At 38.8% G+C, this 26,151-nt stretch carries 24 protein-coding genes; 11 read left to right on the top strand and 13 right to left on the bottom strand.

Going from position 1 to position 26,151, the window contains the following annotated elements:
• Positions 1–2: 2 nt before the first annotated feature.
• The 8 genes from infB to glgA are packed head-to-tail and all read right to left on the bottom strand — an operon-like array spanning position 3 to position 10,554.
• The gene (gene infB, locus ABIM45_02100) at positions 3–2,123 is read right to left on the bottom strand and encodes a translation initiation factor IF-2 (GenBank protein ID MEO0238702.1); all 2,121 of its coding nucleotides are present in this window, start codon (positions 2,121–2,123) and stop codon (positions 3–5) included.
• Positions 2,113–3,399, bottom strand: coding sequence for a transcription termination factor NusA (gene nusA / locus ABIM45_02105; protein ID MEO0238703.1), 1,287 nt, complete (start codon positions 3,397–3,399; stop codon positions 2,113–2,115). The genes infB and nusA overlap by 11 nt, the downstream gene beginning before the upstream one ends.
• Before the next feature lies 1 nt (position 3,400).
• Positions 3,401–3,844 carry a ribosome maturation factor RimP gene (gene rimP / locus ABIM45_02110; GenBank protein ID MEO0238704.1) on the bottom strand — a complete coding sequence of 148 codons (444 nt, stop codon included), beginning with the start codon at positions 3,842–3,844 and terminating at the stop codon, positions 3,401–3,403.
• Positions 3,841–5,544: a proline--tRNA ligase gene (locus tag ABIM45_02115; protein ID MEO0238705.1), complete on the bottom strand. Its 1,704-nt coding sequence runs from the start codon at positions 5,542–5,544 to the stop codon at positions 3,841–3,843. The genes rimP and ABIM45_02115 overlap by 4 nt, the downstream gene beginning before the upstream one ends.
• 55 nt (positions 5,545–5,599) lie before the next feature.
• Positions 5,600–6,745: an alpha/beta hydrolase-fold protein gene (locus tag ABIM45_02120; protein MEO0238706.1), complete on the bottom strand. Its 1,146-nt coding sequence runs from the start codon at positions 6,743–6,745 to the stop codon at positions 5,600–5,602.
• On the bottom strand, positions 6,742–7,533 hold the full coding sequence (locus ABIM45_02125) for an SDR family oxidoreductase (GenBank protein ID MEO0238707.1): 792 nt from the start codon (positions 7,531–7,533) through the stop codon (positions 6,742–6,744). The genes ABIM45_02120 and ABIM45_02125 overlap by 4 nt, the downstream gene beginning before the upstream one ends.
• Complete coding sequence (locus ABIM45_02130) at positions 7,530–9,137, bottom strand: CTP synthase (GenBank protein MEO0238708.1); 1,608 nt, start codon at positions 9,135–9,137, stop codon at positions 7,530–7,532. Before ABIM45_02130 ends, ABIM45_02125 begins: the two co-directional genes overlap by 4 nt.
• A complete protein-coding gene (glgA, locus tag ABIM45_02135) occupies positions 9,130–10,554 on the bottom strand; it encodes a glycogen synthase GlgA (protein MEO0238709.1) in 1,425 nt (474 codons plus the stop codon). The genes ABIM45_02130 and glgA overlap by 8 nt, the downstream gene beginning before the upstream one ends.
• Positions 10,555–10,685: 131 nt before the next feature.
• Between glgA and ABIM45_02140 the strand changes: the two genes are divergently transcribed.
• The 5 genes from ABIM45_02140 (at position 10,686) to ABIM45_02160 (ending at position 16,845) form a co-directional block, all read left to right on the top strand.
• Positions 10,686–12,146, top strand: coding sequence for an ABC transporter substrate-binding protein (locus ABIM45_02140; protein MEO0238710.1), 1,461 nt, complete (start codon positions 10,686–10,688; stop codon positions 12,144–12,146).
• Entirely contained in the window at positions 12,143–13,627 is a 1,485-nt protein-coding gene (locus ABIM45_02145; GenBank protein MEO0238711.1) for a HAMP domain-containing sensor histidine kinase, read from the top strand. The genes ABIM45_02140 and ABIM45_02145 overlap by 4 nt, the downstream gene beginning before the upstream one ends.
• Complete coding sequence (locus ABIM45_02150; protein MEO0238712.1) at positions 13,605–13,976, top strand: response regulator; 372 nt, start codon at positions 13,605–13,607, stop codon at positions 13,974–13,976. Before ABIM45_02145 ends, ABIM45_02150 begins: the two co-directional genes overlap by 23 nt.
• The gene (locus ABIM45_02155) at positions 13,973–15,292 is read left to right on the top strand and encodes an EAL domain-containing protein (protein ID MEO0238713.1); all 1,320 of its coding nucleotides are present in this window, start codon (positions 13,973–13,975) and stop codon (positions 15,290–15,292) included. Before ABIM45_02150 ends, ABIM45_02155 begins: the two co-directional genes overlap by 4 nt.
• A gap of 113 nt (positions 15,293–15,405) precedes the next feature.
• Positions 15,406–16,845 (top strand): sodium/proline symporter, encoded by a 1,440-nt coding sequence (locus ABIM45_02160; protein ID MEO0238714.1) that lies wholly within the window; start codon positions 15,406–15,408, stop codon positions 16,843–16,845.
• 371 nt (positions 16,846–17,216) lie between these two features.
• Here the strand turns inward: ABIM45_02160 and ABIM45_02165 are convergent, their stop codons facing one another.
• The 4 genes from ABIM45_02165 to folP are packed head-to-tail and all read right to left on the bottom strand — an operon-like array spanning position 17,217 to position 19,495.
• Positions 17,217–17,756: a hypothetical protein gene (locus ABIM45_02165; GenBank protein ID MEO0238715.1), complete on the bottom strand. Its 540-nt coding sequence runs from the start codon at positions 17,754–17,756 to the stop codon at positions 17,217–17,219.
• Positions 17,756–18,307, bottom strand: coding sequence for an HD domain-containing protein (locus ABIM45_02170; GenBank protein MEO0238716.1), 552 nt, complete (start codon positions 18,305–18,307; stop codon positions 17,756–17,758). Before ABIM45_02170 ends, ABIM45_02165 begins: the two co-directional genes overlap by 1 nt.
• Entirely contained in the window at positions 18,291–18,692 is a 402-nt protein-coding gene (locus tag ABIM45_02175) for a hypothetical protein (GenBank protein MEO0238717.1), read from the bottom strand. Before ABIM45_02175 ends, ABIM45_02170 begins: the two co-directional genes overlap by 17 nt.
• Entirely contained in the window at positions 18,686–19,495 is an 810-nt protein-coding gene (folP, locus tag ABIM45_02180) for a dihydropteroate synthase (protein ID MEO0238718.1), read from the bottom strand. The genes ABIM45_02175 and folP overlap by 7 nt, the downstream gene beginning before the upstream one ends.
• Positions 19,496–19,658: 163 nt before the next feature.
• On the opposite strand from folP, the gene ABIM45_02185 reads away from it, so the two are divergent.
• On the top strand, positions 19,659–20,204 hold the full coding sequence (locus tag ABIM45_02185; protein MEO0238719.1) for a CDP-alcohol phosphatidyltransferase family protein: 546 nt from the start codon (positions 19,659–19,661) through the stop codon (positions 20,202–20,204).
• Here the strand turns inward: ABIM45_02185 and ABIM45_02190 are convergent.
• Positions 20,172–21,020 carry an MBL fold metallo-hydrolase gene (locus ABIM45_02190; protein MEO0238720.1) on the bottom strand — a complete coding sequence of 283 codons (849 nt, stop codon included), beginning with the start codon at positions 21,018–21,020 and terminating at the stop codon, positions 20,172–20,174. The two genes, ABIM45_02185 and ABIM45_02190, sit on opposite strands and share 33 nt — an antisense overlap.
• Positions 21,021–21,081: 61 nt before the next feature.
• Between ABIM45_02190 and ABIM45_02195 the strand changes: the two genes are divergently transcribed.
• From ABIM45_02195 to ABIM45_02215, 5 genes are read left to right on the top strand one after another with little or no spacing between them, the layout of a single operon-like run.
• A complete protein-coding gene (locus ABIM45_02195; GenBank protein ID MEO0238721.1) occupies positions 21,082–22,338 on the top strand; it encodes an ABC transporter permease in 1,257 nt (418 codons plus the stop codon).
• Positions 22,339–22,351: 13 nt separating this feature from the next.
• Positions 22,352–23,005 carry a YIP1 family protein gene (locus ABIM45_02200; protein MEO0238722.1) on the top strand — a complete coding sequence of 218 codons (654 nt, stop codon included), beginning with the start codon at positions 22,352–22,354 and terminating at the stop codon, positions 23,003–23,005.
• Positions 23,002–24,258 carry a TolC family protein gene (locus ABIM45_02205; GenBank protein MEO0238723.1) on the top strand — a complete coding sequence of 419 codons (1,257 nt, stop codon included), beginning with the start codon at positions 23,002–23,004 and terminating at the stop codon, positions 24,256–24,258. The genes ABIM45_02200 and ABIM45_02205 overlap by 4 nt, the downstream gene beginning before the upstream one ends.
• Positions 24,255–25,427: an efflux RND transporter periplasmic adaptor subunit gene (locus ABIM45_02210; GenBank protein ID MEO0238724.1), complete on the top strand. Its 1,173-nt coding sequence runs from the start codon at positions 24,255–24,257 to the stop codon at positions 25,425–25,427. Before ABIM45_02205 ends, ABIM45_02210 begins: the two co-directional genes overlap by 4 nt.
• A complete protein-coding gene (locus ABIM45_02215; protein MEO0238725.1) occupies positions 25,424–26,098 on the top strand; it encodes an ABC transporter ATP-binding protein in 675 nt (224 codons plus the stop codon). Before ABIM45_02210 ends, ABIM45_02215 begins: the two co-directional genes overlap by 4 nt.
• The last annotated feature ends 53 nt before the right edge of the window (positions 26,099–26,151 follow it).

Below are 26,151 nucleotides of genomic sequence, written 5' to 3' on the forward strand. Positions count from 1 at the left end.
TTTTAGAACTCAAAGACTTGCTCTATATTGTAGCACTCGATTATATCGCCCTCTTTGATTTTGTCAAAGCCCTCTATCTTTATTCCACATTCAAAACCACTTTGGACCTCTTTAACATCTTCTTGGAATCGCTTCAGACTTGCAATTTTTCCCTCAAATATAACTTCTCCATCTCTCAGCACTCTTACCCTTGCATTTCTTTGAATAACGCCATCTATCACATAGCATCCTGCTACTATTCCAATTTTTGCGATTCTAAATAATTTTCGTACTTCCGCCTTACCGAGGACGACCTCCTTCACAACAGGTTCTACCATGCCTTTAAGCATTTTTTCTACGTCTTCCAATAGTTCATATATTAACTTGGTCATTTTGATGGTTACACCTAGTTCCTTAGCTTTTAGTTTCGCCTTAGGGTCTATAGCAGTATTAAAGCCAATTACCACACCTTGCGCTGTATGAGCAAGTTCGACGTCATTTTCAGTTATAGCTCCCACACCTGCAAATACTATCTCGGGTTTAACATCTTTAACGGACATTTTCGATAGACTATCCTGTATTGCCTCTACGGAGCCGTAACAGTCAGCCTTTATAACAAGTGGCAGTTCTTTTAGTTCGCCAGCCCTGATCTTTTCCTGGATGGATTTTAAAATAAGAGTGTATTCTCCCCTCTGAATTTGTTCTTTCTTAAGTTTTTTTCGCTCCTCAGCAATTCTTTTTGCTTCATCGTCGCTTGAAACAACCTCAAAAATGTCGCCTGCTTGGGGTAATTCTTCAAACCCCTGTACTTGAACGGGAACAGAGGGGCCTGCTTTTTCTACCTTTTCGCCCCATTCATTGAAAAGGGCCCTAACTCTTCCATAAGTAACTCCAGCAACGAAGAAATCCCTAACCTTTAATGTGCCTTTTTGTACAAGAACCGTTGCAAGCGGTCCTTTTCCCTTATCAATACGTGATTCAATAACAACCCCTTTCGCTGGACCTTTTGAAGTGGATCTCAGTTTCAATTCTTCTGCTTTCAGAAGTATGCCCAAAAGCAGTTCATCCACGTTCTTGCCAGTTTTCGCTGATATTTCTACCATCAAAGTATCGCCACCCCACTCTTCCGGTATAAGTCCAAACTGGGTAAGTTCCCTTCTTACTCTCTCAGGATCAGCATTCGGTAAGTCGATCTTATTGATAGCCACTATTATAGGAACCCTTGCACTCTTCGCGTGGTTAATTGCCTCAATAGTTTGTTCCTTCACGCCTTCAACTGCAGAGACCACAAGTATAACGATATCCGTTACCTGGGCTCCTCTCGCCCTCATTGCCGAAAAAGCTTCGTGTCCCGGTGTATCTAAGAAGGTAATTTTCTTGCCTTGATACTCAATTTGGTATGCACCAATATGCTGCGTAATTTTGCCAACCTCTTTTTCTGCAACATTTGTATGTCGTATGTAATCAAGAAGAGTTGTTTTTCCGTGATCCACATGCCCCATCACTGCAACAACAGGTGGCCTTTCTTCGGTTAGTTCTTCTTCAGAGACCTCAACGAAGCTGGTAGATTCCTGAAACTCCACTTGGTACCCGTATTCGTCTGCAATGATATTTATAGTATCCTCATCCAGTGTGTGGTTTATAGTGACCATCATTCCCATTGAGAATAGTTTTTGAATAATCTCAGCAGGTGGAACTCCCAGCATTTTAGCAAGTTCTCCTACGGTGATAGATTTGGTGTAAAGGGCGAGTTTTTGCGCTGTTTCTTCTTCTGCTTCTTCCTGAGCCTCCGCTGGTCTCTTTTTGGTTTTTTCGTGCTTTTTGACCATCTTTGCCATTGTTTCTTTTAGCTTTTCTTCAGGCTTCAACTGGGTTTTTTGTCCCTGAAGGTGCTTCGCCTTTGGAATCTGAGTTTGTTGCTCTACTTCTCCCCATATTTGCTTTTTTCTTTCAAGCTCCTTTTGGGCTTCTTCTTTTTCTTTTTTAAGATATTCCCTTACCGCTTTTTCCATTTCAGGGGTCAATGGATCCCGAGGCGAAGTGACCTTGAAGTTCATTTCTGAAAGAATGGAAATGATCGTTTTCGCTGATAAGTCCAGCTCTTTTGCTAAATCTCCGACTTTTTTAGGCTCCTTATTGTCCATCTTTCTCCTTTTCTGCTATTTTTGTTTCAAGGATTTCAAGTAGTTTTATTGCCTGGTCCTCCCTGAATCCAAGTCTTTTTAGTTCAGAGAGGGTAGGTAGAGACTTTAAATCCTTGAAATAGTAAAGTCCTGCTTCTCTTAACGTTGAAATAACACTTGAAGGAACCTCATCGCCGAGTTCGAGGATGGTGACGCCTTTCTTAGGTTTGACTTTATCGAATTCCTTTAACGGGTAAACTAAAACTTCTCTGCCCACTAATTTTGAAGCAAGAATTGCATTAATGGCGTCTTCACCCTTCGCCACTGGCAATTCAGAATCGGGCACGATGGCAATGTATTTATCATCTTCGTCGTAAACACACAGTACTTCTTTTGCTGGAGATAAAGCATTCGCTACATGCTTATAGGGGTTCTCACTATATCTGATTATATCAATCTTTTCGCCGCCCAATTCCTCACTTATCGACTTTATAATTTGCCCTTTTATCCCGATAATGGATCCAATATCAATATTCTCAGGCTTCTTTGGCTTTACTGAAACTTTAGCCCTTCTACCTGGTATTCGGGCTATTTGTTTTATCTCAATAAGTCCTGTGGCAATGTCGGGAATCTCATCTTCTAATAATTTCTTAAGAAAGTTTGGATGAGTCCTTGAAAGGATGATGGGTGAGGTATACCTCTTTTTATCCTTCTTTTCTTTCCAATCCTGTACCTCCAGGATTACCGCCTTTATTCTTTTTACGTTTTTCAGGTTAGCAACCTTGTCGCCAGGGAGAAGTTCAGTGAAAGGCAAAGATGCTTCTACATTACCAAGACTTACAACGACTTCGTCTCTTTCGATTCTGAGTACATTTCCCTCAACCTTTTCACCTATTTTCTTCGCCAGGATTTCATATTCTTTTCTCTTGGTCTCCTCCGTCAGTTTTCTCAGAAAGGCTTCGGATATGAGGTTAATAAAACGTTTACCAATTGTTTTAAAATCTTCTTTTATCTCGATTTTTTGTTCAGGCTTAGCATCTGGATTTATCTGCTTCGCCTCTTCAAGACTGATTTCTGTAGATGGATCGGTCACCTTTTCCTTAACAGTCTTTTCCGTTATGATTGTAAAACCTTCCTTCGGATCGTAATTCACTCTAAAGGCAAAATTTGGTCCCTTCTTCTTTTTAAGCACCTCGACCACTGCCTCTTTGAACTTCTCAATAACAAATTCCTTTGGTAATTTTCTGCTTGATGCAACCTGAAGGATCAATTGATCTATACTCTCTTTCCTTTGCATTTTACACCTCGTTCAGTTTTATTTTTTTTACCTCTTTTCTTGAAATTTTTATTTCTGGCTCAATAAAAAGCGTATCTTCATCAAAATCTTTCAAAATACCCTTATATTCTCCGCTCTCAGTGTACACGATAACCTTTTTACCCTTTCCCCAACTAAGCTCCCTATCAGTTTTCAAAACTCTGTCCAGTCCAGGACTTGTGACTTCTAGAATATAAGGCCCTGTTATAAAATCTTCTGCGTCCAGCATCAGAGAAATTTCATTGGAAATCTTTTCACAATCGTCCAGTGTTATTCCTCCTGGTTTGTCAAGGGCTATTTCCAGTTTTTTCCTTCCTCCTATACCTTTAAAAGAGACATCAACAAGAATGTAATTCGTATTTTTAATAAGCTTCTCTACGATATTCGTTACTTTTTCCTCTATTTTCTTGACATCCTCTTCCTTCATAGCTCTTTATCCTTTACAACACTTTCGATGGTTTCCCGCAATACTTCTAATTTCGTGTTGAATTTAGAGCCATCTTTTCTAACCTGTATTTCAACTTCGCCTCTACTTAAGTTGTTCTCACTCACCACAATATTAATTGGAATCCCAATTAATTCAGCGTCCTTGAATTTAACCCCAGCAGAAATATTTCTATCATCCCATAACGTTTCAAATTTGCTCTCTTTTAGTTCTCTGTAAATTTTTTCCGTTGTTTCTGCGGTTTTTTGGGGATTGATTTCAACAATGTTGATGTGATAGGGTGCGATGGAGAAAGGCCAGATTATGCCCTTCTCATCGTGATAAAGTTCAACGGCGGCTGCCATTACTCTCCCTACTCCGATACCATAGCTGCCCATTATTATAGGTTTCAACGTTCCATCGGCATCTGCATATTTGACATCAAGGCTATCAGAATATTTCGTTCCCAACTGGAAAATGTGACCTACTTCAAGGGCATTTTTTACCTTTAACGGAGCACCACATCTTTCACATAGTTCTCCATCTTTCACTATTCTAAGATCAGCGAACTCGTCGATCTTTAGATCAGAAATTTTGACACCCACAATGTGATGGTCACTTTTATTAGCACCGATCACAAAGTTGTCGATGAGTCTGACGCTTTCATCGGCAATTATTTTGTCAACATTTATTCCGATTGGCCCAACAAAACCTACTTCTACTCCAAACTTTTGCATTACAAAATCGGGGGAGGCAAGCTCGTAACCATCTCCTAATACTTGCTTCAATTTGGCTTCGTTTATTTCGTAGTCTCCTCTTATTAGGACCAGTGTTGTTCTTCCTTCGGCGTTATTAAAAAGAATACTCTTAACAATTAAAGATGGTTCCACACCTAAAAATGCCGAAACTTCTTCAACACTTTTAACGTTAGGTGTATGAACCATTTCCTTTGTTTTGAATGGCCCCGTTTTAACATTATTAGGCAATTTAGCTTTCGCTACTTCAACGTTAGCATGATAACCACAATTCTCGCAGACCGCAATGGCATCCTCACCAGCCTCAGTAATGACCATGAACTCCTCAGACTTTTTACCTCCCATAAGTCCAGAAGAGGCTTCAACAACTACAAACTTTAAACCACACCTCTGGAAAATTTTAGTATAGGCTTCTTTATGCTTTTGGTAGCTAACTTCCAACCCCTCCCAATCTCTATCAAAGCTATAAGAATCTTTCATTATGAATTCTCTGACCCTTAGAATCCCTCCACGAGGGCGAGGTTCATCTCTGAATTTGGTTTGCAATTGATACCAGATTTGTGGTAAATCCCTATAAGACTTGATATAGTCCTTTGCCAATAGACTGATAATTTCTTCGTGAGTTGGTGCGAGGGCTATATCCTTACCTTTCCGGTCTTTCAATTTGAACATATCTTTCCCAAAACTTTCCCATCTACCAGATTGTTTCCAAACATCGCCCGTAGTGAGAGCCGGCATCAATAACTCCTGAGCCCCGATAGCATCCATTTCTTCTCTAATAATATTCTGGATTTTTAACATTACTTTCCAACCGAGAGGAAGGAATGTATAAACTCCTGATTGATGCTGGGTAATAAAACCACCCCTTAAAAGAAGCCTATGCGAAGGAGTTTCCGCTTCCCTCGGATTTTCTTTCAATGTTGGTATTAACGCCCTACTCCATCTCATAGTTATAGAATTTTAAAGGATTTAGGCCTTACTATCAAATAAGGCTTTTCAAAATTCAATTTTTGAATAAAAATTCGACAGCTTTCTTAAATCTTTTGCTCCAGGAGGATTCGTGATGAATACCTTCCTTGTCCTCAATTACTAAAAATTGTGGTTTTTTATGCCATTTCTTTTCCATAATCGCCTTTACTACTTTCTCGTTTTCTCCAATGTATTTTTGTGGATCCTCGCTTTCCCGTTCTCCGTAGTCCAAGTAAATTTTCTCTGGAGATTGTTTTGCTCTTTTTATAAAATCGACAATTTCTGGATTAAACCAGAAAGCCCCACTCATCGACCCCACTTTTTTAAAAATTTCAGGGTATTTGAATCCCGCGTAAATTGATACAAGTCCTCCTAAGGAAGAGCCCAGTAAAGCGGTATTATCTTTTAATGTTCTATAAGTTGAATCAATATAAGGTTTTAATTCTTCAACGAGGAATTTGAGATAAGAATCCGCCTCACCTCCCCGCTTATATTCCTTGTTTAAAAATGGGGTATATTCATCCATACGGTGTTCTCTGGCATTTTCAATGCCTACTACTATTATGCCGAAATTACTTTCTCTATACATTGCTTCGAGTGTTTCGTCCACATTCCATTCTCCTGCAAAGGATTCTGCTTCGTCAAAAAGGTTCTGCCCATCATGCATGTAAAGAACAGGATATTTTTTATTAGTGGAATCGTAGTCAGGTGGAAGATAAATCCATATCGTTCTGGGATTATAATACTTCAAATATTTGGACGACAGGGTGAAAGTTTTCACATTGCCAATTACAGTGTGCTTTTTGCTTTTAACATTTTCGACAAAATCGCGCCAATTGTATATTTTAGTATAAATTACCGTGTCTTTTGTAATTTTAAGTGCTCTATTGGGAATTTCCTCGCCTCTTTCCCCCTTTTCAACGTAATCCCAGGACCCCCTTGTGAACTTGTATTCAATTTGTGATCCTTCTGGAAATTCTAGCGTAATTGTGTACCTGTTTGTATCTTCTTTTTCTAAAAGGTAATTGGGGTCGCCGGGATTCCATCCATTAAAAGTTCCCGCGATATAAATCCTTGAGTTTACAGGTATATAGGAAGGCACTTCAACATCAAATCTAATTGTTACTTTCTTCACCTTATAGCTCTGCTCAAGAACGAGTAAGAGAAGGAATGCATTCAACCTGTAATATCCTCTCCTCCATCTACGTTTATAACGTTACCAGTCATCCAATAGAGGTCATTATTACTGAGAGCAACTATTGCCTTTGCTACATCTTCCGGAGTTGTTAATCTCTTGTGGGGATTCCTTCTAAGGGCTAGCTCGATTAATTCCTCGTGCCCAGGGATTTTTCTCAGGGCTGGAGTATCTGTAACTCCTGCTTTAATTGCGTTTGCAGTAATTCCATATGGGGCAAGTTCAAGGGCTAACTGCCTTATATAGGATTCGATAGCCGCCTTTGCTGCTGAGACTGCCCCATAATAAGGCATAACTCTTTGGTCGCCTGAACTGGTCATAGCAAATATTCTTGCGTTATTTCCGAAAAGTTTTCTTTTGAAACATCCTTGGACCCAATAGACGAGGGTGTTAGCCATCACATCAAGGGTCATTTCAAGCTGATTTTTATTTATCATTTCATTCTCATCTTCAGAGATAAACTTTTTTAGAGTACCAAAAGCAAGGGAATGTAGCAAGACCTTAATATAATCGCCTTTTTGCTCACTCTCAAAGAAGCTCTTTACATCATCTAATACTTTGTTCATTGAGTCGGGGTCAGCTGCATTTATGTTGTAGAATCTGGCCATTACACCATTTTTTTGAATATTAGAAATGAGTTCTTCAACATCCTTCATCGTTTGCTTTCGATCGAGGTGAATTCCTATGATATTTACACTATTTTTTGAAAACTCGAGGGCGGTTGCCTTGCCAAATCCACTGGAGGCACCGAGTATTAAAGCCCATGGTCTCATAATAGACCTCCTTTATGTTTTTTCATCGCTTCAACAAAACTTAAAAATAAAGGATGGGGTCTTAAAGGCCTCGACTTAAACTCTGGATGGAACTGGACCCCGATGAAAAATGGATGCTCTTTATATTCAAAAATTTCCACTAATCTTCCGTCAGGGGACATTCCCGCTGGAACAAAACCATTTTTTTCAAAAAGGTCCAAGTACTCAGGATTAAATTCGTATCTATGTCTGTGTCTTTCGTAGATTTCCCGAGCATTATAAATTTTGAAAGTAAGGGTGTTCTCCTTGATTATACAGGGGTATGCCCCTCTTCTCAATGTTCCCCCAATTGCGGTAACGTTGCTCTTTTCTGGTAGTATGGTGATCACTGGGTGTGGGGTGTTTGGATCAAATTCCGTTGAATGGGCCTTTTTAAGGTTCAATACATTGCGAGCAAATTCTATAACTGCGATTTGCATGCCGAGACAGATTCCGAAGTAGGGAATCTTTCGCTCGCGTGCATATTTTGCAGCTATGATCTTGCCTTCAATGCCCCTTTCTCCAAAGCCAGGCCCTACAAGTATACCGTTTACACCTGAAAATATTACGTCAGGGCTACCCCTCTCAAGATCTTCCGATTCAATGAAGTTTATTTTTATCCTTATCCTTGAGTGAGACGATGCATGGTTCAAGGCTTCTATAATTGACTTGTATGCGTCTTTTAGCTTAACGTATTTACCAATGAAAGCCAGAGTAACTTCTTCTGTTGGGTTATCGAACCTTTTAATAAAATCGATCCACTCTCTCAGGTCAGGTTCCTTACCCTGCAAGTGGAGTTTTGACATGATCTCCACATCCAGGTTCTGATTGTACAACATAATCGGGACTTCGTAAATTATGTTGGTGTCTCTGGCTTCAATTACATCTTTCTCTGGAACATTTGAAAAAAGTGCGATCTTTTTTATCACATCTTCTCCTAAAGGCTTCTCTGTTCGGCAAATGATTATGTCGGGCTGAATTCCTATTTCCCTTAATTTTTGGACGCTGTGTTGAGTGGGCTTGGTTTTAAGCTCCTCTGACGATTTTAAGAAAGGAACGAGAGTTACATGGATAAAGAGGGTATTGTAAGGTCCTTCTTCCAATCTCATTTGCCTTATGGCTTCAAGAAATGGAAGGCTTTCAATGTCTCCAACGGTTCCTCCAATTTCGACGATGACGATATCTACGTTTTCCTTTGCTAATTTCTTGATTCTTTTTTTGATTTCGTCCGTTAAGTGGGGAACAACTTGAACGGTACCGCCAAGGTATTTACCTTCCCTCTCGTTTTCTATTATTGAGTAATATAACTGACCTGCTGTGACGTTATTTTCTCTTGTTAGGTTTTCGTCGAGGAATCTTTCGTAATGGCCCAGGTCCAGGTCGGTTTCTGCCCCGTCATCCGTTACAAATACTTCACCATGCTGGAAAGGGCTCATAGTTCCGGGGTCCACGTTAAGATAAGGGTCAAATTTTAAGGGTTGAATCCTGAATCCCCTCGCCTTAAGTAGCATCCCTATAGATGCTGTTGTGATCCCCTTTCCCAGCCCGGAAACAACACCACCGGTTACAAAGATATATTTAACCATTTCTCACTTTCTCGTACAATTTTATGTACTCTTTTGCTGAACTCTCCCAGGAAAAATCAAGTCTCGAAACATAATTTACAGCCTTAATGAAGGCGGATTTATCGGAATAAAAAGCAATTGCTCTATCTATCGCGTTAAGCAATTCAGTAGGCTCGTATTCCTTGAATACAATTCCGTATCCACCTTCATTAATATCTTTTACTGTGTCTTTCAAACCGCCTGTCTCTCTAACAACGGGAATAGTTCCATATCTCATAGCAATCAGTTGTCCAAGGCCGCAAGGCTCATATTTCGATGGCATAAGGAAGAAATCTGACGAAGCATAAATCCTTTTAGCCAGTATGGGGTCAAAGCCAATTTTCACATAAATATTATTGTATCTTTTAGCTATGTTAATAAACATGTCTTGATAAACTTTGTCGCCCGCACCAAGGACAACTAAATTTATGTTTCTTCTGGCTATTTCTTCGATAATCGTTGGGAAAAGATCAAAGCCTTTTTGTTCGGCAAGTCGCGATACAATTCCGAAAAGTGGCTTCTCTTCACCCACAAGCCCTATTTCATCTAAAAGCCTATTCTTGTTTGCTTTTTTGCCTTCAATTACATAGTCTTCGCTAAAGTTCACGTATAACTCTTTGTCAGTAGATGGATTCCATACCTCGTAATCGATCCCATTCAATATGCCCTTGAGGTAGTCTTTTCTTTTTCTCAGAACTCCATCAAGACCATAGCCGAACTCTGGAGTTTGGATTTCCTCAGCGTAAGTTGGGCTTACCGTAGTAATAAAGTCAGAATAAATAATCCCGGCCTTCAAGAAGTTCACTTTGCCGTAGTACTCAAGACCTTCCATGGTAAAATCTTCTATGCCGATCCCGAGCTTCGGAAGTATATCTTTTTCGAAAAGCCCCTGGTAGGCTAAGTTATGGATGGTTATTATGGTTTTAGTTTGCATCAATTCGGGATATTTCCTTAATTTCAGAAGGGGTACAAGTCCAGTTTGCCAGTCATTGATGTGAATTATATCTATATTCCCGAGCAATTTTGCGAGTTCTAAAACGGCGTAAGCGAAATAACCAAACCTTTTCCAGTTGTCGGGGTAATCACCCTCCGGCGTTCCGTACAACTGTTCTCGATCGTATAGATCATCCTTTTCAATTAAAAAAACCTCTACACCGTGTAATACTGTCTTATAAATTCTCGAAATCACTTTTTCATTTTCAATATTCGCGGTAATTGAGTAATCAGTTGGGTTGACAGATGCACCGCTTTTAGCGACAAATTTTTTGTAGTAGGGCATTATCAAAAATATTTCGATTCCCGCTTTTTTCAAAGCCTTTGGTAAAGAAGACGCAACGTCAGCCAGTCCACCAGTTTTTGCCAATGGGTCAATTTCTGATGAAGCGAACAAAACACGCATACAACACTCCTTTTTACAGACTAAATTATATTGAAGATTCGAAAAAATTGCAATTTACGGTTCTTTTTAGTATAAAAATGCACTCTATGAAAAAGTTGAAGCTCGACAAGTATGGAGTTAAAATTTAGACTATGAATAAGATGAAAATGTTGGTGCCATTAATAGTTATGATTTTAATTAGTTGTCAGGCTCCCCAGAAAAAAATAGTAATTGCACTTGCATCCACGCCTCGCAGTTTAAACCCCCTTAGATACAAAGAATTGGCGAGTCTGACGATACTTTGCAATATTTATGAACCACTTGTGACAGAAGATGAAGCCTATAATATACGCCCGCTTCTTGCAAAATTTTGGGAAAGAAAAGATGAGACCACATGGCTGTTTTATATCAGAAAAGGGGTTAAATTTCACAATGGGGAACCCCTTACAGCTTTCGATGTTGCTTATTCCTTTTACTATCTGAGGTTACTTGATAAATCAGACTTTCGAGGAATTGAAGTCTTCGTTGATACTGTTTACGCTTTGAACGATTCTGTTGTGGTTTTTAAAACGAAGTTTCCATATGAATATCTCCTTGTCGATTTAATAAGTTATTTCATAATCCCCCAGGGATTCAACCCCGATACTGGTCTTCCTTGTGGTACAGGACCTTACAGAGTTATTGCATCAGGTGAGAGTTTTGTTACTGTAAAAAGATGGGAAAAATATTGGGGCGAAAGACCTTATATTGATGAAGCGAAAATTATTTTTGTTGAAAACCTGGAAGAGCGCATTAGAAAATTCATCGCTGGGGAAGTCGATATTATTGATTATGTCCCTTTACAACTTTCGGATACTATAATAAAATATGGGAAACTCGTTTATACACCCGAATCTTCAGTAAGAGGTATTACCTTCAATCTTGAAACGTATCCCTTTGATCGACTCGAATTTCGCCATGCAGTTTCAATGGCCATAAACAGGGAAGAACTCATCAAGGATTACTATAAAAACCTTGCTTCATCAGCAAATCAGATATTTCCACCAAGTATAGTAGAACATATTGGGAATCTTCCCCCCTTGGAATACGATACAGTCAAAGCAAGAAAAATCTTTCAGAAGTACAACAATCAAACCCCTTACCTTTTGTCTTATGGACGTGCAGTTAAACCTTTGGGGGATAGGATTGTAAGTCAACTGCAAGAGGCGGGGTTGAATGTTAGAGGTAATCCCCTCCCCTCTCCTGAATTCTGGGAGAAGGTAAAGGCTAAAAAATTTCAATTTTACCTTGCTGCTGTAGTTTTTGAGAGCCGTATAGGATTTTCACACTTGCTGAACTACTATCACAGTCCGAAGGAGGCAACATCCTTTGGAATCTCTAACAGATCTTCCTATGCTAATAGTGTTGCTGATTCTTTGGTCGAGATGGCTATGAGAACAGCAGATTCCAGAGTCAGGGTTCAAATGGTGAGTGAGGCTGTGGGCATCATAATGAGAGATATGCCCTTCTGCCCAATAACGTTCGAGCGCACTTACTTTGGAACGAAAAGAGATATTGAATGGACACCGTCGATAGACGGCCGAATATATCTTAGTAGGATAAAACGGAAATGAAATACCGTTCCATAAGGGTAAAATTGCTTTCATCCTTTGGTATAACCTTTTCTGTTCTTTATGCCCTACTGATTTCGATTTTGTTCCTATTGGCAAGTAGATTTTTTAGTCAAAATATGAAAAGAAATGCCCTTTCCTTTGTGAAGTTAACCTTTAAAGAGGTTTCCGAAACTTATCTTGATTATTATTCTACAAATCCCTTACGATTTGCTGAAAAAATCAACCTTGTTTTAAATTCTATACCGGACTTATCTAAAATCGTTATTTTTGATTCACTTGGAAATATGGTCTTCTCAACCACCCAATTGTTTTCCAAGGAGAGGGAAAATGAAGACTTGCCCCTATCACCGCGCCTTATTAAAAGCTATGAAATCAAAGATAAACTGGACAAAGAATATTATGTTCTCGTTCCTGTTCTAAACGAAACCGGGCGAAATGTCCATAGCATCCTATATAGTTTTTCACGGGAAAAGGAATTTCAATTTAGAAGATTAATTGCTATTTTTGGATTTTTAATTTACTCGATATTGTTTTTGATCACTTTACTTATCGATAATCTTCTGATGGGGCGGTTTGTAAGTAACATTGAAAAATTAAAACAAGTCGCTGAGTCCGTGCAAAGCGGTAATTATTCGGTCAGAGCTTTTATAAATTCAGGCGATGAAATCATGTACCTTTCCGATACGATGAATTCGATGCTTGAATCAATCAACACCTATATTTATAATTTAAAAGCGATGGTTGAAGAGCTCGAAGCAAGGGATAGGGCTCGCAATGAAATATTAGCAAATATTTCACATGAACTGAGGACTCCTCTCACAGCGAGTAAGGGTTATGTAGAACTTTTGCTTTCTGGAAATATGGGACCTTTGTCCGAAGAGCAATTGAGGGCTCTTGAGATTATCTCCAGAAATTTAAATAGACTCGAAGAGGAGACAAAAAAACTGCTATATAGTTCTAAAATAGCAATCGAAAATATAAAGATCAACCTCTCAAAAATCGAAATAGAAAAAGTGTTTGCAGAAGTGAAAGAAATCTTTCATAATGAGATCAAGAAAAAAAACCTGAGGTTAATTAACGAATTTGAAGCTAAAGAAGTTTGTGCTGATTATGATCAGTTTCGTTCAATCATCGAAAATTTGATCTCTAACGCCATAAAATTTACGCCTGATGGCGGTCTAATAGAAGTTAAAACCAATTCTGAAAATATTGGAGATAAAGGTTACTTCAAAATAAGTTTATTTAACACAAGCCCTAAGATCCCAGAATCGGACTTAAATAAAATATTTGAGCCCTTCTACCAGGTAAATCACGGGACTAAAAAGGAAAAAAGTGGCGTTGGACTTGGGCTATACATTGTAAAAAGAGCCGTTGAGCTCCACAAAGGATTTGTTAGAGCTTTGAATTGCGAGAATGGCGTTAAATTTGAGGTCTATTTACCATTAATGGAGGCCTGTGATGAGGAAGATTCTCGTGGTTGATGACGAACCCGATATTCTTGAATTGATCAAAGATATCCTAAAGAGCAAATACGAGGTATACACTGCTAAAAATGTAAAAGAGGCGGTTTCAACTCTCGAGAAGATAAAAATTGACCTTATAATACTCGACATTATGATGCCCCAAATTGATGGATGGGATTTTCTTTGGATGATAAGAGGTAGCGAAAAATACCGAGAGATCCCAGTTATAATTGTAACCGCAAGGGCTGATGCAGAAGATAAGCTCATTGGCTTGAAAGAAGGCGTCAAGGACTACATTGTAAAGCCTTTTTTGCCGAATGAGCTTATAAACAGAGTTGAGGAAATTCTGAAAGAAAGGGCAAAATGAACCCTAAGTTAAATGTGGATCTGAACGTAGAATATTTGAAGCTAAAAAGTGCCCTCTATGATCATGTGAATGGTTTGCCATTGATTGATCTTTTTTACAAAGATATATCAAAAATTTTGGATCGAAGGCTCCCTGTAGCCTTTTATTACATCACCATACTGAATGGGGAAGAATTGGAGAAGATATTAACCTTTCAGCATCTCGATCAGCTTCTTTATGAAGCTGCTTCTAAATTAAGGCTTCTGTTAAGCAAAATTGGAATCGAAGAGTACATCCTGGCCTCTCTATCACCGGGAGGTGAAGCCCTTGCCCTCCTTGTATACGATACAAAAGGTCAAATAAGGATTGATAAAGAGTTTTTGGAGAGGAACAGAGAAATAATAAGAGAGGAGTTGCAACAGAGGCTTAATAATTACATCAGGAGGGAAAAACTAAATGCTCCAAATCCCATTGTTTTGGTCATTGAAAGGATAATAGAATCTGCACCAACTATAAGGAGTGAAAGGCAAGTTGCAAGAGAAATGGATAAATTAAAATATGAGGCTAGAAAAATCTTGGAAAGAGAAGATTACGACAAGAGATCTGCTCTTGTTAGGATGATTGAGCAAAGGAACATTAGTTTTGTTTTCCAACCTATTGTAAATGTTAAGGAAAAACTGATATTTGGCTTTGAAGCCCTTGCGAGGGGGTCTCTGGGTTCGGGATACAATGAACCGGAAGCACTTTTTGCTTTGGCAGAAAGTCTTAACTTATTAAAAGATCTGGAAAAGGTTTGTGCTTTAAATGCCATCGATATGTTCTTTAATTTTGCCCAGAAAAGTAAAAAGTTGGATAATAAAAAGCTCTTTATTAATCTTTCGCCGCCATCTTTTACGGTGCTTCTGTCAGATGAATTTTTGGATAAGATAAATAATTACAAAATTTCTCCAAACTTTGTAGTCATAGAGTTGACAGAAAAATTCTTATCATACAGCTCAGAAGAGAACGAGGCTTATTTTGATATCCTTAAGAGGGTAGTAAAACAACTGGGGTTTGAGATCGCTGTAGATGATGTTGGTACAGGGTATTCTACCCTTGAAAGGGTAGCTTCCCTGAATCCACATTATATCAAATATGACAGAGTTTTATTTAAAAACATACATAAAGATCCGGTGAAACAGGAACTTTTGAAGACAATTTTTGATTTTTCAAAAAAGATAAACTCTAAGTTAATCGTAGAAGGTGTGGAAAATAACGAAGACTATGAATTTGCTTTGAAACTTGGAATCGAATTTATGCAGGGTTTCCTATTCGGTAGGCCCTTAAAGTTTGGCTAAAAAGGAGGATTTTATGGTTTCAAAACACATCATTAACTTTGTGCTCGTGTTTTTACTTCCCTCTTTGCTCATGTGGGCGATCATTCTAATATCCTACCTAAAGGAGGATACCAATGAATAGCCTCGTAGTTTTAATAGTTTTTATTATCTACCTTGTTGTTCTCCTTGTCATAGGGTACATTGCAGATCTCAAGTATTCGAAAAAATTTGAAGATTTTATTGCAGCGGGTAAAGGCTTAGGTGCTCTCGTGACCGCGATTTCTGCCTCAGCTTCCGCTGAAAGTGCCTGGGTAATGCTTGGCCTTTCAGGTTATGGTTATATTCACGGGATGAGAGCCCTCTGGGCTGCTCTTGGTTGCCTTCTCGGCTATTTTCTGAGCGCCGTCCTGGTTATCAAGAAATTGCGCAAAGAATCTGGTGAACTGGGTTCTTATACCGTTTCTGACTTCCTTGCTGATAAGGTTGGTGATAATACTTTTTTGATAAGAGGAATTGCCTCGGTGATCATAATCATCTTTTTTACCTCATATGTGATAGCTCAGTTTGTGGGTTCGGGAAAAACTATGGATAGTATGGGGATAGCCTCTTATAAAATGGGCGTACTTATAGGGGGAATCATCGTAGGTGCTTATGTTCTTATGGGTGGGTATGCATCAGTATGCTGGACAGATTTGCTACAAGGCCTTTTAATGACTGCCTTGTTTATAATTCTTCCAATATGGGGCGTCATTAAAGCAGGCGGCTTTTCAGGGCTTGCTTCAAAACTTTATGGCACCGGGCTGGGTAATCCATGGATAGATAATACAGGACACTTTGCTTTGGGATTTATTATCGGCGAACTCGGCATTTCCTTAGGATATATAGGAATGCCGCATTACGTTGTAAGATACATTACGGTAAAAAATGTAAAAGAGGCTAAAAAGGCCGCTCTGATAGCCTTCACCTGGGGGATAATAACCTTTTTTGGCTCTGTTATAATTGGTATCATCGCAAGGGCCTTAATTCCCAATTTGAATGATCCCGAACAAGCAATGCCTACTTTCGTAAGAATATATACACATCCTATAATAGCCGGTATAGCCCTTTCTGCGATTACTGCCGCCATTATGTCCACTGCAGATTCCCAGTTAATGTACAGTGCAACAGCCTTTGTTAACGACCTTTTGAAAAAATTTCTGGAGAAACGCGGAATTAAGCTGGAAGACAAAAAGATGGTCCTAATTATCCGAATTATAATTGCTATAATTGCAGTTATAGCAATTGTTTTTGCTCTTCTAAAGGTCCAATTTATCTACCGATACGTACTCGATTATGCCTGGTGTGCCCTTGGTGCTTCCTTTGGGCCAGCCATCTTACTGGCACTGCATTATAAAAAGTTTAATAAATGGGGTGTGATCACCTCCTTAGTTTCTGGCTCGCTTTTGACCTATCTGTGGGGCCTATTTAAGCTTTCTAATTACATTAAGGTTTACAACCTCGTACCCATCTTTTTCGTAACGCTATTTCTTGCCTGGCTCGTATCTGAATTGACGAGTAACGTGAAAAAGAGCTGAAAACTTAAGGAATCTAATTCTGCGGCATTTATAGTATTGCTAAGAGTTTAATTTTGCTAAAGTTGGAGATTTATCACTGCAAAATCTGCAAAAATAAGAAAGAAGCAAGTCTTCGAGAAAGCGAAGTTTATCAAGGTTGGCGCCTTTCAAGACTTTATTTTGAGAAGGATTTGAGCTATAAAGGTTTACCTCCGAGCTTCTATTATTCTCTCTTTAATTGCGTTAGTTTGTATAATTAATCCATTCTAAGCTTTTTATTGTGTTCTTAAAGGGGGTGCTTGTTTACTTTGTGACATGAATTGAAGTTTGTCTTGAGATGTATACCTTTACTGGGACTTTCAGGAAGAAAATATGATAACTTTAACAAGCAATTAATTTCCTTTAATTACCCTCAGATACCCTGAGGCGATTTCGCTGTAAGGAGTTTGAGGGTAATTTTTTATCAGTTCGTTTAATAGATTTATGCATTCATCCTTGTTGTAACTTTTAAATCTTTTGGCCGTCAGGAAGGCCCCGTGAAACAATAAAAGGGTGTCACTCATCGTGTCGAGAAGTTTTTTGCAAGTTTGGAAACTTACATCTTTTTGAGACAGGTTATCAAGAAGCTTCAAATAATTTAGAAAATCACTTGTATTTCCTTCTGACTTTTCAGGCAACTGGCTTTTAATAGTGTATGCAAAATAAAATCTCAAGTAGTATTCTGCAAGCCTTTTTACCTCATCGGAGCTTCTATACCTCGTCAGGATTTCCTTTATAAAGAGGATGTCATTTTTTAAAAGGCTGTCCGATTCAAAAAAGGCAACGTTTAAAAGGCTATCGCCCTTTCCAAAATCCAGATTTCTAAAAGAGAGAAGGCTGTTCTTAAAACTTTCACTGTAGAGAATAAATATTAGGCCTACTATGTGCATCATTAAAGCTCAAGCTCGTTCTTGATTGATCGCATTGCTTCAAGGCAAATTTCTAAAAATTCTTCAAGGGAGATTCCAAGGGATTCAATGCTTTTCATTTGCTCGCGGGAAGCACCCGCTGCAAATCTTTTTTCTTTGAATCTCTTTATCATAAAATCTAAATCGAGACCATCCAGTGATTTTGAAGGATGCATTAGAGCGCATGCTACGATAAATCCTGTTGTGGGATCAACAGCGTATATGGCTTTCTCAATATTCTTTTCTAAAGGCTTTTTATTGCAATGGGCCAAAATGGCATCGAAGATAATCTGGTTATCAAGTCCTTTGTCTTTTAAAATTTCTAAGCTAATGTAGCCATGGCGCTCCGGATTGTCAACGGTTTTTTCATAATCAATGTCGTGTAAAAGGCCGGCAAGTTCCCAGAGATTTTCATCTTCGTTGAATTTTCTTGCAAGGGCTTTCATGCAAGCCCCTGTAGCGAGCATATGTTTAATAAGATTTTTCTTACTTATGTATTCCTCGATCCACTTTATCGCCTCATCTCTTGAAATCACGTTCATTTCCCCGCGCCTCCTTTAAGATCTTTTCAACATCCTTTTCCAACGCTTTCAGTTTATTGTACTCCTCTGCACTCTTTGCTTCCTTGAAATAAAGTTCTAAATAGGCTTTTAAAATCTGAATATTCTCTCTTTTAGGCTCCTTTAACTTTTTGCTAATGGAGTCAAGGTAAGGGATAATTCTTGTTTTTACCGATTCCTTAGCCTGAGCATTAATGTATTGCAGCTGGTGTATAGATGCTGAATTTTTAGTTAAAGAATCATAAAAGGCTAAAAAGTCTTTGACCCTTAAAAGGGCTTTTTGATATTCATTATCTCTTGGTCTGGTACAGCTGTCTACAATAATAACTGAAAATAGAAACACGCAAAGGTATTTCAACATTTTAACGCTTCAATGACTCTCCTTAACTCCACATGAGGTCTAACATCATGGACCCTAATAATATCAACACCTCTCATTATAAGATAGGCGCTCACCCCAAGAGTACCGTAAAGCCGCTCCCCAGGCGGAATATTGCCTAATAACATCCCGATCATCGACTTCCTCGAATGTCCTACGAGTAGTGGGAATCCGATTTTTTTGAACTCGTCGATATTTTTTAGGATTTCCAGATTGTGTTCTAAAGTTTTACCAAAGCCAATACCAGGGTCAATGATTATTTTATCCCTTGGTATGCCGTTAGATAGAGCGTAATTCGATTGCTTAATAAGGAACTCCCTTATTTCTCCAACTACATCTGAGTAAGTGGGATTTAACTGCATATTTTTGGGAGTACCTTTCATGTGCATGATGATCACATAAGCGCCGTATTTTCTTGCAACTTCAACCATTTTTTCATCGGCGGTTAGCCCTGAAATGTCATTGATAATGGAGGCACCTTGTTTACATGCTTCCTCTGCCACCTCGGATTTATAGGTGTCAATGGATATAGGAATTGGAAATCCTTTTAACTTCTCGATTACAGGGATTATCCTATCCAGTTCTTCCTGTAAAGTTACAGGATCAGCGCCGGGCCGTGTCGATTCGCCTCCTATATCGATTATGTCTGCCCCTTCTTTTAGTATCTCCTCTGCTCTCTTTACCGCTAATTCAGTGAGGTTATACCTTCCTCCGTCGTAAAAGGAGTCAGGCGTTACATTCAAAATGCCCATTATTAAAGTGCGGACACCAAATTCAATTTTCATATTTCGCCCTTAACTCAAGTGTGTTAATTTTAAAAGTTTTGCTGCGGATAATAAAATTACTATACAATTTAGTTGTGTTAAGTGTCGCAATAAAAGTGGAAAATTGGTTGAGTTCGTAGAGCTATTTGGCAATTTCGTTGCTCAGGAATATAATAAAAAAAAGATGAATTTTTTATACGAGTTCGGTTATAAAGTTGCCGATTTTCTCACGTTCTTAAGACTGATATTCGTTCTTCTTATGCTATCACTTATTCCCGAAGGGGGATCATCCCTTAATACCTTTATGTTTTTTGTTTTTGGGTCTTGGTTAACGGATATCCTTGATGGATTTTTTGCCCGTAAGAGTAAAAGGCTTGGTTATCTTGGTAAGTGGGACGGATGGGTGGATAGTGCTTTTTATGTAACTACCCTTTTGTATAGTACTTCATTAGGGCTATACTCCTTCAGGTTATTCTTCATTATTCTTGTGATCAATTTCTTAGCGGTTTTCCTTACCAAGAACCTGGAAGTTAACCAGGCTTTTCACTTCCTTTACATCCTTATGGGTTTTAGAGCCCTTTATATAATAGACAGAGGGTGGTTTCTTCGGGTTCTTATATGGACATTAGTAGTCATTGTTTTAAAGTGGTCTCGGCTTAAAGAACAGATAAAGATTTTCATCAATAGCTGGAAAAATCTACTCTTTGGAAAAAAGAGCCCTTCTCATTGACTCTAAATATTTTGGTTCAGTTCTATAGAACTCCGCAGCGGTTCCTGCAAAGGAAAGTCCTCGATGGTTTAAAATTTTTTCGTAAAACTTTTTCCAGTCTGAAATCCGGGATGAATGATGGTCAATAATTAAATTTTTTATTCCGCATATGTCAATAAGGTGCTCTAGTCTCTTTAAAGATTCAACAAACCATTTGTTCTTTAACACTGAACCTTTTAAATACAGTGGAAATCCATCGAAAATAAGGGTCGATATCTGCCTTCTCTTCAAAAAGCCAAATAACGAATCCTCTATTACACCGGAAATGTCGGATGTGTGAAATACACTTTCGTCGTCTTCCTTAATATAAACTCCAATGACCTTTATATCCTCTCTCCCATAACCGTGAGACAAGGCAGGGGTAAATTGAATTTCAGTTTCTCCAAACCGGAAGCTTTTGCCGTCAGCAGGTATTATTGATTTTGGACTTTTTAATTCCTTTATGAACTTTTCAGCCCTCCGCCTCTGCATTGTGTTTATATTTGAAAAATCCTTCACAAGGAGAATCTTGTCTTCATAAAGATAAGCATTGCAGTAGTGGTGATGATCGTAATGGTAGTGAGTTATAATGGCAATATCTGATTCTTTTAAGTGTTCATTTATTTTTTGCCAACATTCCCAGAGGGATTCGACCTCAAGTCTATGAGGCGGCAAATTGAATCTATCTGGCCCCAATGCACAACCGGGGTCTATTATGATCTTAACGTCCTTTGTCTTCACGAAGGTGCAGAACGATCTAACACCGAAACTCTCCGTTGCAAGAATTCTAATGTCCATAACTATATTTTAAGATGCGAACAGTTTGTTGTATAATTTCGTCTAATAGTATGGAGGTTTTATGAATGGAATTCTTGAATTATTGAAATCGGCATGGTTAACTTTTAATAGCAATAAACTTCGTTCCCTTCTCACGACGTTGGGAGTTGTTGTGGGTGTCTCAACGGTTATCGCTATGGTTTCTGTAATCGATGGTATTAATAAGTATGTCTATAAAGTGCTTGGAGGTTTGGGAACTTCAACGGTGTATGTTCAGAAATATAAATGGATTCTTACTGGTAGATTAACACCGGAAGAGTTAAGAAAGCTTATGAATACACCGGATTTAACCATTGAGGATGCTAAAGCCATAAGGAGTTTAGATGAGGTCGAACTCGTCTCCGCTGTTCAGCCTGTAAGGGGTGTCACTGCAAGGTATAGGGAAAGAACAGTTGATGCAGACCCATCCGGAGTGGAGCCGGATTACTTAGCTATTACAGGTTACGAGTTAGCCTCAGGAAGGCCATTCATCGAGAATGACGTGCTCTATAAAACTAACAATGTGATCATTGGCGATTTTATTAAGCAAAGGCTCTTTCCCGATGAGGATCCCGTCGGCAAGGAAATCTGGATTGATCGATATAAGTTCACCGTCATAGGTGTTTTAAAACCAAAGGGACAACTCCTTGGGCAAAATATGGATAATGTTTTATTAATACCTATCACAACAGCACTAAAATATTTTCCTGTGCGTGGCAGATTTGGTCCTTACAGAATATTCCGAAGTCTTCAAATCGTTGCCAAAATAAGGGATGACGTTCCGCTTGAAAAGGGGATGAGCGCCATTGAAAGTCTTATGAGGGCAAGAAGAGGCATAAGGTTTACGGAGGACAATAATTTCTTCCTTAACACTTCAGAGATGCTGATTTCTGCCTATAAGCAGATAACAGGTGGAATATTTATCGCAATGGTTGCAATTGCTTCAATGGCTCTGATTGTAGGTGGTATTGGAATTATGAATATTATGCTGGTTTCGGTAACAGAGAGGACAAGAGAAATCGGGGTGAGGAAGGCTGTTGGCGCAACACCTAAAGACATAATGCTCTTGTTTCTTATAGAGGCTATTTTATTAACCACTATTGGGGGGCTTATTGGCGTTGTACTTGGGTTCATTTTTGGTAAGGTTGTTTCCTTACTTACTCCTCTACCCGCTTCTATACCCCTATGGAGTGTAATTGTGGGGTTAGGTTTTTCATCAGCTGTTGGTTTATTTTTTGGTATTTATCCTGCGAGAAAAGCCTCAAAACTCAATCCTGTTGAGGCTTTAAGGTACGAGTAAAAAGGGTGGAATTATGAAGAATCTACTATGGGTAATATATGCACCTGAAAAGGTTTTTGAAGAGGAGCAAAAGCCCTGGACTCCGCTCATTGTCGGCTTGCTTATTAGCATTCTGTTTTTCATCGCAATACAAATATTTCTAAAACAGGAAATTCTCTCAAGCGCTTTAGAACGCATTGCAGAGCTTCCGGAGGAGCAACAGTCGCGGGCACTTAAGATATTGTATTCCCCGAGACGTGTCATCATTGGATCAGCCTCAATTCTTATTGTTTATCCAATAAAAATTGCATTGCTTGCGCTGATTTACAACATTGCTGCTCCCATTCTTGGAGGGGAATTGCCATACTTTAAAGCCTTTACAATTTTCTCTTTCTCCCGTTACATATCCTCCCTTTCTGCTATCATAAAACTCCCTGTTGCGATTCTAACAAGAAATCCTTTTGTAAGAACTGATTTGGGCATATTTTTCTCTGATAAGACAAGTTATATAGCAAACGTTGCCAGTCAGGTTGACCTCTTCACGATCTGGTCCCTTGTAGTGGCTGCCATTGGTCTGGAAAAGTATGCAAAAATGAAAAGAGAGAATGCTATAGCATTAGTAGGCATTCTATGGCTCGCATACATTTTCGTGGTACATCCGCTAATGATGATAAGGAGGTTAAGATGATACTCTTCTTATTTTCTCTCTTTTTTTTGATTAATACGCCCGATACCATCGTAGTTAGGTATGAAAATCTTTCAGAACTTGCTGAAAAATTTTCACCGACATATAAAGAGATAAAGTTTAACCAGAATGCTTCCGCCATCGGCTTTGCAGCTAACATTGCCAGTGCTATTGGAAGTGCAGATTTCTCAATTAACAAGAATGAAATTACTTACCAGAATCCCCCTGCTCCAATTTTGTCCCCACAATATGGGTCTACCCTTTCTTTAACTACCAGCATACTTGCTACAAATAACCTCTTTAGAGTGGTGGGCTCTTATCTCGATTTCAAAAATAGCATGTCTTCTCAAGAAGATGCAAAGCTCCAGTTCTTGCTGAATTTAAAAACCTTGTTTTTAAACACTCTAAAGTTGAAAAAGACCGTGGAAGCTTATGGGAAGGCGTTAGAGAGAAGCAAACTTTATTACGAACTTATTGTTGAACGGTATAAACTGGGAATGGTGTCCAAAACTGACTCTCTTAAGGGTGAAATAGAAATAAAAAACGCTGAGATAAATCTTCTAAATGCACAGAATGCCTATCAGAAAAGCCTCGAACAGCTAAAATCTTTGCTCGGTCTAAAGGACGATAGTTTTATTATTTTAGCGGATTACGAACCATCCCTGGACAGCTTCCAGGTTAGAGAGAGAGGATTTTACATAGAGAATGCATTGAAAAACAATCTCACAGTCAAAACCCTTTCGGCAATTATGAATTCAAGTCGAGTTAATTTGTTGTATTCAACTCTTTCCTTTGTTCCACAGATCTCCTTTGGAAAGACCTGGTATTACAGCGGTAAGGATTTGCCCAAAAGCCTCGAAGATTATAGTGAAAAAGAACAGTGGACAATACAGGCCTATATAAACCTTGTGAATTATCCCTTTGCTGTAGCTCAGAAGTCACAGCTTGAAAGGGCCTACACTTATAGGTACAAAAAGACGATACTGGACATAACAGCAAAGGTTAAGAGTGCCTACGAAGACCTCCTTTACAACGCAAAAACCTTTGAACTTGCAAGATTAAGGCTTGAACAGGCTAAGGCAGCCTATTCTCTTGCAAGTGAACAATACAAAGAGGGTTTAATTTCCCTTTTGCAATTAATGGACGCAGAGACAAGTTATCTGCAAAGTGAAGTTGGTCTTATAGAAGCAAAGTACAATTATTTAATAGCAATTGAAAACTTATCTTACCTTACAGGAATGGAGGTTGGTAAATGAAAACAAAAAGAATAGTTATTATTGCTGCAGTAATCACTGTGCTGGGAATTATAGTTGCTGCTAATATTATAAAAGCTGGCAAAAATACACCTACTGTTGAAGCTCAAATTGTAACAAGAGGACGAATTCAGGAAGTTGTCCGGGCAGATGGTGAAATTAAAGCAGAAAAACAGGTAGATATCGGGTCCGATATAATGGGGAGGATTGAGAAGATTTATGTTAAATTAGGCGATTACGTGAAAAAGGGGGATACCCTTTGCCTTATTGATAGGCAGTCTTACGAAGCAAAGGTCAACAGTTTAAAAATGAGTTTGAACGATTTACAAAATAAACTTGACAAAGCCCAAAAGGATTTTGAACGGATTAAGAGTCTATATGATAAGGGTCTTGTAGCCGAAACAGATTATGAAAACTCCAGACTTCAACTCGAAAGTTTAAAGGCCCAATATCAATCGACCTATTACTCTTTAAAAGACGCCGAATATCAACTAAGTAAGACAGTTATTACATCACCAATTACTGGAAAAGTGGTAAGCTTAAACAAAGAAGCAGGTGAAATAGTAGTGATGGGAACCGTTAACAATCCTGCAACCGTTATTATGACGATCGCTGAACTTTCGAAAATGAAGGTCAATGCCTATGTAGATGAGTCAGAAATTGTTAAAGTGAAAGAGGGACAACCCGTCAATATAAATGTTACTGCTTACCCTGATAAAAACTTCAAAGGAATTGTGCGGGCAATATCTGCCGCCCCTTATCAAGGGACCACTACATCTTCCGCGACCGGTGGAGTCCAGTATTCTGTTGAAATTGCCATAGTAGATACTGGAATATTGTACCCTGGAATGACTGCAACCTGTGAAATAATCACAAACAGAAGGGATTCAGTCCTTAAAGTACCTGTTCAGGCTCTTGGAAAAGAAAAAACTGGAGAAGATTATCTTTTTGTAATAAGAGGTGGAAAAGTTTATAAAACCCCTGTTAAACTCGGAATAATAGCATCTAACGAAGCGGAGATTGTAGAAGGACTTGCGGAGGGAGATACCATTGCCACGGGACCTTACACTGTTTTGCGGACTTTAAAAGATGGCCAAAAAGTTAAATTTGAAATAAGGGAAAAGTCTTTCGAAGGTAAAAAGCCTGGCAGAAGATTCGAGAGAAGACCATGAAGCCTTTAATAGAGCTAATTGACATTAAGAAAACCTATTTTCTTGACGAAGTGCCCGTTGAAGTTTTAAGGGGAATTTCTTTGGAAATAAAGGAAGGGGAATATATTTCCATAATGGGACCGTCTGGTTCTGGTAAATCCACTTTGATGCATATAATTGGTTGTCTTGATACCCCTACTTCGGGAATATATAATTTCGAAGGTGTTCCAGTCCATACCCTCGATGAGGACAAACTGGCTGAAATAAGAAAAAGAAAGGTTGGATTTGTATTTCAGAACTTCAATTTACTACCCAGATTTACTGCCGTCGAGAATGTCGAACTTCCAATGATATATGCAAAAGTTCCGCCGGCCGAAAGAAGGGCCAGAGCAATAAAATTGTTAGAAAGATTAGGTATAGGCCACAGGATTAATCACAAGCCCACAGAACTCTCAGGGGGCGAAAGGCAAAGGGTTGCTATTGCGAGGGCCTTAGCTAATGACCCCAAAATAATCCTTGCTGATGAGCCAACGGGAAACCTTGATTCAGTATCCGCTACTGAAATTCTGAATATTTTTGACGAATTACATAAAGATGGAAGAACAATCGTAGTTGTAACCCACGACTCTGAAGTGGCCAAAAGGGCCCAAAAAATAATAAGAATCCGTGACGGATTAATCGTAAAGGATTGATTCATTAAATTAAAAAGCCTTTAAACAGAGAGTTTTACCTTTCAAATTAGATG

The organism is candidate division WOR-3 bacterium, from assembly GCA_039803545.1.
Taxonomy (GTDB): domain Bacteria; phylum Hydrothermota; class Hydrothermia; order UBA1063; family UBA1063; genus UBA1063.